Below are 7277 nucleotides of genomic sequence, written 5' to 3' on the forward strand. Positions count from 1 at the left end.
CGGGGCCCGACGTCGTGCCGCCAGCGGAGGAGTCGGTGCTGGACACCGACGCCGCCCAGGCGCCGGCGGCCGCCACCGACCGGCTGAGCGTGCCGCCCGGGGCGCCGCGGCCGGGCGAGGACACGGCGCTGGCCGACGACACCGTTTTCACCGACGACACGCCCACCGGGCCGATCCCGGTCATCCCGCCGGTGGGTGACCCGGAGCCCGATGGCCCCACCGGCACCACCACCGACCCGATCGAGGTGCCGGCGGTCGCGGAGGAGACGACCGACTCCGCGGTGGAGGACTCCGCGGTGGAGGACGAGGCACCCGCGGTCGAGGACGAGGCGCTCCCGGTGGAGGCCGAGCCCGCGACCGCCGTGCCGAGCGCGTCGCCGTCCGACGAGCCCGCCGCCGAGGAGCCGGTCTCCGACGCGCCCGCGGACGACGGCCCGGCCGCCGACGAGCCCGCCGTCACCAGCCCGACCGAGGCCGAGGAGTCCGCCGGGGCCACGTCCGAGACCCGGCCGTGGTCCTCGCCCACCGGGCACCAACCGCCGGTCGCGCTCCCGCCGACGGCGCCGGCCGTCGACGAGGACGACACCCCCGGTCCTGGGGCGGCCCCGGAGGCCGAGCCGTCGTCCGCCGGATCGGTCGAGTCGGAGCCGGCGACCGACGAGCCCGCGCCGAGCGGGCGCAACCCGTACACGCCGTGGGAGCGGTTCGACGCGGACGTGCAGGAGGAGCCGACGACGGAGGGTCCGGCTCAGCCGGTGACGGGCCCCTTCGACGAGCCGACCTCGACGGGCTGGCGGCCGTCCGAGCCCAACGGCACCGGCTCGACGCGCGACGACCGGCGCGACGAGGACGACAGCAGCAGCACCCAGTAACCCAGCAGGATCGCGCAGTAGAGGGAGTGGGCCACGGCCGACGCGGCCGGGCCGACCCCCTCGGGCGGCCACTCCCCCGCCCACGACACGGGCACGACGGCCACCGCCAGCGCGGCGGCGGCCGCCGGCCCGCGGCCCAGCACGACCAGGACCAGCACGCCCGGCCACAGCAGCATCAGGTAGTTGTGCCAGGCGATGGGCGCCAGCAGCAGCCCGGCGGCCAGCACCGCCCACGGTGCCGTGCCGACCGGATCGACCCGGTCGCGGCGGTACCCGCACCACGCCAGGGTGCCGACCAGCACCGCGACGCCGAGCGCGGTGCCCAGCGAGGACGGCAGCCCGAACCGGGCGGCGAGGCCGGGCAGCGACGCGTTGTCCGGGACGTCCGGGGCGACCTGGTCGAGGGCCAGGTGCAGCCAGGCGAACGCGCTGGACGGCCCGGCGGCCAGGACGCCGACCAGCGTGGCCACCGCGGCGGAGGCGATCCCCGCGCGCAGCGCCGACCAGCGCCGCTGCACGCCGGCCAGCAGCAGCACCGGGGCCAGCGACGGCTTCAGCGCGACCGCGACGCCGTAGAGCACCGCGGCGAGCACCGGTCGTCCGCGCCGCTCGGCGATCCACCCGGCCACCATCGCGGCCAGCAGCACCGGGTAGATCTGCCCGAGCACCAGCGTGCCGTGCAGCGGCGAGGACGCCAGCACGGCCAGCGCCGCGCCCACCTGGACCACCGGGGGCAGCCGCAGCTCGCGGGCGACGGCGAGCACCGAGGCGAGCGCGGTCAGCAGCATCAGCGCGGCGAAGATCCGGTACCCGGTGAGCGGGTCCAGGCCGGCGAAGGGCAGCAGCAGCACCGACAGCAGCGGCGGGTTGAGGTTGGGCAGCTTGGCCGGGGTCGCGTAGATGTCGTCGCCGTGGGCCAGTGCCACCGCCGAGGCGCGGAAGGTGTCGAAGTCGACGTGCAGTTCGCGCATGTCCGGTGACGGCAGCAGCGTCACCAGGGCGTCCGGGTGACGGAGCGTGAGCACGACGGCCGTGACCAGCGCCGCGGCCACCACCAGCCACGCCGCCGCCCGGGCGGCAGCACTCATCCCCCCGGCGCGGGGCGTTTTCCCACCACCTGGCGGGTTTGCGTCGTGCGGACGATCATCGTCGCCGTCCCGGGCGGGGGTCCCGATGCGCGCACCGGCCCCCGCCCCGACGGCAGCGATGCTGGTCGGAGCGTTGTCGGTGGCGTGGTCCCCGGCCGCGGGCCGGGGCGGGTCGATCGGCGGCACGGTCGTCCACGCTATCCGCGCCGCCGACGGGTCTCGGAGCCCCTCCCCCGGCGACGCACGACCGGGGGCATGATTGGTCCGTGCGCAGCCCCGCCCGACTCCGCCCGGTGACCGCAGCAGCCGCTCTGGCGCTGGCGTTCACGGCAGTGGCGGGGTGCACCCAGGTCGTCCCGGGGCGCGCGGTCGCCGCGGGCAACGCCACCTCCGGGGTCGGGCAGACGCCCACCCAGGAGGAGATCGAGCTGGGCACGGCGGCGGTGCGGGCCGTCGAGGAGATCTGGCAGGACGAGTTCCCCCGGTCGTTCGACAAGCGGTGGGAGGAGATCACGATCACCGTGCCGGTGCACACCGACGACCCCCGCACCGATCAGCCGCCGTGCGTGCGCAACATCTCCGAGGTCGTCGGCCAGGCGTTCTACTGCCCGTCGGCGGACGCCATCGCCTGGGACGCCGACGGGCTGCTGCCCGACCTGAGCGAGCGCTTCGGCCAGGCGGGCGTGACGGTCGTGCTGGCCCACGAGATCGGCCACGCGGTGCAGAGCAGGCTGGGCCTCGACGAGCTGCAGGCCCGCTCCCCGGCCGAGTACCCGACGATCCTGCTGGAGGCCCAGGCCGACTGCTACGCCGGCATGGCCGTCGCGCAGCTGCGCGAGCGCTCGATCCCGGGCCTGCCGATGGGGCAGGTCGAGCTCGACGACGCGATGCTCGCGCTGGTCGGCTTCCGCGACCCGCTCGGCGTCGCGCCCGACGACGAGGGTGCGCACGGCAACGCGTTCGACCGGGTCTCCGCCTTCCAGGACGGCTTCACCGACGGCGCCGTGCGGTGCGCGGAGATGACCCTGGACAACCGGCAGTTCACCCAGCGCCGGTTCGGTTCGGCCGCCGACCTCGCCCGCGGCGGCAACCTCCCGCTCACCGACCTGCTCGACGCCGTCGAGACCGACGCGGGCGAGTGGTTCGGCACGCTGGTGCCCGGGTTCGTCCCGCCCGTGATCGGCGAGTCGCTCTCCTGCGACCCGGGCGACCTCGAGGCGCAGGGCCCCACCCGGTTCTGCCCGGAGGACGGCACGCTCTCGATCGACCGCCAGGAGCTGGCCCAGCTGCACGAGCAGCTCGGCGACTACGCCACCGGCACCCTGCTGGCCAGCCGCTACGCGATGGCCACGATCGACGCGGCCGGCGAGTCCACCACCGGGACGGCGGCGAGCGAGACCGCGCTCTGCCTGGCCGGGGCCTACACCAGCCGGCTCATCGACCCGGTCGGCGGCTTCTCCCTCTCGCCGGGCGACCTCGACGAGGCCATCACCGTGCTGCTGACCGACTCCTGGGCAGCGCGCGACACCGACGGCGAGTCGCCGCCCGACGAGTACGGCTTCGAGCGCGTGGCCCAGTTCCGAGCGGGTGTGCTGGAGGGCTCCACCTCCTGCATGGCCGGCTGATCCGGCCGGTTCGACCGGCCGGACCAGCGGCTCGGGGGCTCAGAACAGGGCGCGCGCCAGCGAGCGGCGGGCCTTCGCGACCCGCGGGTCGTCCGGCGCGAACAGCTCGAACAGGCCGACCAGGTGCTCGCGGGCCCGGTCGCGGTCGGCGCCGCCGGTGCGGGCGACGGTGGCGACGAGGCGGTCGAACGCGGCCTCGACCGCGTCGGCGGCCAGTTCGGCGTCGGCCGCCGCGAGCTGCGCGTCGACGTCGTCGGGCGCCGCGGCGGCGCGCGCGACGGCCGACGGGTCGGCCCGCTCGGCGCGGGCCAGGAAGCGCACCTGCCCGAGCGCGGCCCTGGCCTGCTCGTTGGCCGGCTCGACGGCGAGGATCTGCTGGTAGGCCGCTTCGGCCGCGGGGTAGTCGCCGCGCTCCAGCGCGTCCTCCGCGGCGGTGAAGCGCGGGTCCTCCGGCTCCTCGGCCGGCTCCTCGCCCTGCACGCCCTCCTCGGCCTGGCGGATGGCCGGCATGCGGTCGCGCAGCGCGTCCAGCAACCGGGTGATCCACTCGCGGACCTGGGGCTCGGGGAGCGCGCCGTTGAAGCCGTCGACGGGCTGCCCGCCGACCACGGCCATCACCATCGGGATGGACTGGACCTGGAACGCCTGCGCGATCCGCGGGTTGGCGTCGACGTCGACCTTGGCCAGGACCCAGGCGCCGTTGGCCGCCGCGGCCATCCGCTCCAGCACCGGGGACAGCTGCTTGCAGGGGCCGCACCACTCGGCCCACAGGTCGACGACGACCGGGACCTGCAGCGAGCGTTCGAGCACCTCGGCCTGGAAGGTCGCCTCGGTGACGTCGACGACGAAGGGCGACGCGCCACCGGGGACGCCATCGCCCGCGGGCGCCTGCGCGGCGCGCGCGGCCGCCGCGGCGGCCGCCTCGGATCGGGCCTTCACCGCGGCCAGGTCGACCGCGCCGGCCAGGGCCATCGCGGCCGCCGGGGCCGCCTGACGGGAGTTCGGTCGGGACACGCATCCATCCTGGCACGTCAGGCCGGACCGCGTCGCGGGACGTCCGCTCCCGGCGTGGATCACGATCCCCCGGTCACCGGGGTACTCGTGCGCAGGCCCATCGGGTTGCGCTCGAGGAAGCCGCCACCGGCCACGATGGCCGCGACCAGCGGCCCGGCCAGCTCGACCACACGCTCGGCGCGGCTCTCCCCGACCGCCTGCCACGGCACGTCGGCGAGGGCGTCCGTGTGCGCCTCGACCTCGGCGCGCAGGGCCCGCCCCTCGTCGGTGATGGCGACGTCCTCGCGCTCGTCGCCGCCGTCGCCGCTGACGAGGCCGCGCTCGACGAGCCGCTCGACGGCCGCCGCCCACTCGTCCTGCGGCCAGCCCCGCCGCGACCTCATGTACTCCATCCCGAGCCCGGTGTCGGCGGTGAACAGGACGAGGGCCTCCGCCGGGTCGAGACCCGCGGTGAGCAGGGCCGCGACGTGCCCGTCGCCGCGGTGCTCGCGCAGCACCGTCTGGGCGTGCCAGAGCACCAGGTGCGCGGGCTCGGGCCAGTCGAGGGCCTGGTTGGCCGCGGCCAGGGCCCGACCGGCCGTCGGCGCCGCGTCGGCGGCCGCCCGCGCGATGGCTGCGGCCTCGGCGACGGCCGACGAGCCGATGGCCTCGGGCCCGAGCAGGCGGCGCAGCGCGGCGTCCACGGCGGACAGCCGGACCTGCAGGAACCGCTCGGGCGGGGCCACCGCCCAGACGTCGGGCACCGCCCTGGCGACCAGCGCCGGGTGGAAGTTGTAGAACAGCGCCGTGATCAGCTCGGGCGGGGCGGCCCCCAGCGGCGCGCCGCGCTGGGCGAAGTAGCTCATCCAGAAGCCCTTGGTGCCCAGCTCCTGGCAGGCCGCCCGGGGTTCGGGGGCGAAGTAGGTGACCGCGTGGACGGGCTCCAGCGCCTGCCACAGCCGCCGGGCGCGGGAGACGTCGCGCACTGCCATGTGTCCTCCTGGGGTCGGTGGCCGCGCCGTCGCCGCCATCGGAAAAATGTAGGACGTCCGAGTAAATCTGGTCGAGGCCCCGTCGGCGGTGACCGTGCGCACACAGCCGCCGCGTCCCGCCCGCCGATCGCCTCCCGACGATCACCGGACTGGCGGAGCACCGCGGCCGGACGGGGCTCGTTGAGGCACCGAGTGACCGAACGGTCGCCGACCGTGCCGGCCCCGCGCCCGCACGCGCCGCGACCCCCACCCGGAGGAACTGCCATGAGCTCGGACAACACCGTCGCCGACCGCCTCGTCGGCGACGCCCGTCGCAAGACGGCTCGCAACGAGAGCCCGGCGCTGGGCAAGATCGCCATGATCGTCGGCATCGTGGCGCTGGTGGTCAGCCCGATCTCGATCGCGGGCTGGGTGGTCGGCGCGACCGCCGTCGGCCTCGGCGCCGCCGCGCTGCGCCGCACCGCGCCCCCGAAGCAGGCCAAGATCGGCCTCGGGCTGGGCGTGGCCGCGATCATGATCGGGGTGTTCTTCTACACGCTGGTCATCGCCCTGGGCTGACCCCGGAGCCGGGTGGTCGGCGGGCCGGGCGACGCACCTCGCGCCCGGCCCGCCCCGGCCAGCGCTGGTCCGGGACCACCGCGACGACCGACGACAACGACCGATCAGCCGGCGCCCGCCGCCTCGCCACCGCCCGACGCGCCCCGGCGCAGCGCCTCCTCCACCCGCTCGACCTTCGCCGCCAGCTGGCCGGTGTGGCCGGGCCGGATGTCGGCCTTGAGCACCAGGCTGACCCGCGGCGCCCTGGCCTGCACGGCCTCCACCGCCCGCCGGACGACGTCCATCCCCTCCTCCCAGGTCTGCGCCTCGATCGTGGTGAACATGGCCGTGGTCTCGTTGGGCAGGCCCGACTCGCGGACCACCCGGACGGCCTCGGCGACCACGTCGCCGACGCTGTCACCGACACCGTCGGGATAGGCGCCCGAAGGGGCGATGCTGAAGGCGATGAGCATGCCCGCCAGCCTGCCCCAGCCGGCGCCGGGTGCGCGAGGCGCGCATCCGGCACTGCTAACGTCGCAGTTCATGACGCCGCGTGACCCGCTGCCGTTCGATCCGATACTGCGGGCCGCGTCGCTGTGGTCGGAGCGGATCGGCCCGGCCACGACGATGGCCGCCGTCACCAGCGTCATGCGCGTGCAGCAGATCCTGCTGTCGGCGGTGGACGCGCTGCTGCGCCCGCACGGGCTGACCTTCGCCCGCTACGAGGCCCTCGTCCTGCTGACGTTCTCGCGCACGGGCCGGCTGCCGATGCGGGTGATGGGCGAGCGGCTGCAGCTGCACCCGACCAGCGTCACCAACATCGTCGACCGGCTGCAGGCCGACGGCCTCGTGCGGCGGATCCCGCACCCGACCGACCGGCGGGCGACCCTCGTGGAGATCACCGAGGAAGGCGCGGCTCGCATGGAGGAGGCGACCGGGGCGGTGACCGCGGTCGACTTCGGACTGATCGGGCTCGACGGCGAGGAGCAGGCCCAGCTGACCGCACTGCTCGGCAAGGTGCGCCACGCCGCGGGCGACTTCGATTGAGCACGGGTCGGCCGGTCACAGGTCGACACCGCCGTCCCGCTCCCGGGGCTCGGGCGGCCGCGCGCGGCTGGCCGGCCACGCCCGGCCCGTCCGCCCCTTCCCCCGGCCGCGGGCGCGCCGCCG

General features: G+C 76.2%; 7 protein-coding genes. 3 read left to right on the plus strand and 4 right to left on the minus strand.

The features are described from left to right. Positions 1-748: 748 nt before the first annotated feature. Positions 749-1960 carry a glycosyltransferase family 87 protein gene (locus tag KIK08_RS40000; RefSeq protein WP_214404225.1) on the minus strand — a complete coding sequence of 404 codons (1212 nt, stop codon included), beginning with the start codon at positions 1958-1960 and terminating at the stop codon, positions 749-751. 266 nt (positions 1961-2226) lie between these two features. On the opposite strand from KIK08_RS40000, the gene KIK08_RS17445 reads away from it, so the two are divergent. Next, positions 2227-3585, plus strand: coding sequence for a neutral zinc metallopeptidase (locus KIK08_RS17445; protein WP_214404226.1), 1359 nt, complete (start codon positions 2227-2229; stop codon positions 3583-3585). A 39-nt stretch (positions 3586-3624) separates the two neighbouring features. Here the strand turns inward: KIK08_RS17445 and KIK08_RS17450 are convergent, their stop codons facing one another. Further along, positions 3625-4599: a tetratricopeptide repeat protein gene (locus KIK08_RS17450; protein WP_308257694.1), complete on the minus strand. Its 975-nt coding sequence runs from the start codon at positions 4597-4599 to the stop codon at positions 3625-3627. A gap of 59 nt (positions 4600-4658) precedes the next feature. Next, a complete protein-coding gene (locus tag KIK08_RS17455; protein ID WP_214404227.1) occupies positions 4659-5570 on the minus strand; it encodes an SCO6745 family protein in 912 nt (303 codons plus the stop codon). 264 nt (positions 5571-5834) lie between these two features. Between KIK08_RS17455 and KIK08_RS17460 the strand changes: the two genes are divergently transcribed. Beyond that, positions 5835-6128, plus strand: a complete 294-nt coding sequence (locus KIK08_RS17460; RefSeq protein WP_214404228.1) for a hypothetical protein — start codon at positions 5835-5837, stop codon at positions 6126-6128. Positions 6129-6232: 104 nt separating this feature from the next. Here the strand turns inward: KIK08_RS17460 and KIK08_RS17465 are convergent, their stop codons facing one another. After that, positions 6233-6580, minus strand: coding sequence for a thiamine-binding protein (locus KIK08_RS17465; RefSeq protein ID WP_214404229.1), 348 nt, complete (start codon positions 6578-6580; stop codon positions 6233-6235). 70 nt (positions 6581-6650) lie between these two features. Here KIK08_RS17465 and KIK08_RS17470 point away from each other — a divergent pair, with 70 nt between their 5' ends. Beyond that, entirely contained in the window at positions 6651-7154 is a 504-nt protein-coding gene (locus KIK08_RS17470; RefSeq protein ID WP_214404230.1) for a MarR family winged helix-turn-helix transcriptional regulator, read from the plus strand. Positions 7155-7277 lie beyond the last annotated feature (123 nt).

This window comes from Pseudonocardia lacus (assembly GCF_018531445.1).
In the GTDB taxonomy this organism is placed as follows: Bacteria; Actinomycetota; Actinomycetes; order Mycobacteriales; family Pseudonocardiaceae; genus Pseudonocardia; species Pseudonocardia lacus.

Excerpts from the sequence above, each read along its gene's own strand:
- KIK08_RS17465 (WP_214404229.1), bottom strand. The coding sequence starts at position 6,580 with ATGCTCATCGCCTTCAGCATCGCCCCTTCGGGCGCCTATCCCGACGGT.
- KIK08_RS40000 (WP_214404225.1), bottom strand. The coding sequence starts at position 1,960 with ATGAGTGCTGCCGCCCGGGCGGCGGCGTGGCTGGTGGTGGCCGCGGCG.
- KIK08_RS17460 (WP_214404228.1), top strand. The coding sequence starts at position 5,835 with ATGAGCTCGGACAACACCGTCGCCGACCGCCTCGTCGGCGACGCCCGT.
- KIK08_RS17470 (WP_214404230.1), top strand. The coding sequence starts at position 6,651 with ATGACGCCGCGTGACCCGCTGCCGTTCGATCCGATACTGCGGGCCGCG.
- KIK08_RS17455 (WP_214404227.1), bottom strand. The coding sequence starts at position 5,570 with ATGGCAGTGCGCGACGTCTCCCGCGCCCGGCGGCTGTGGCAGGCGCTG.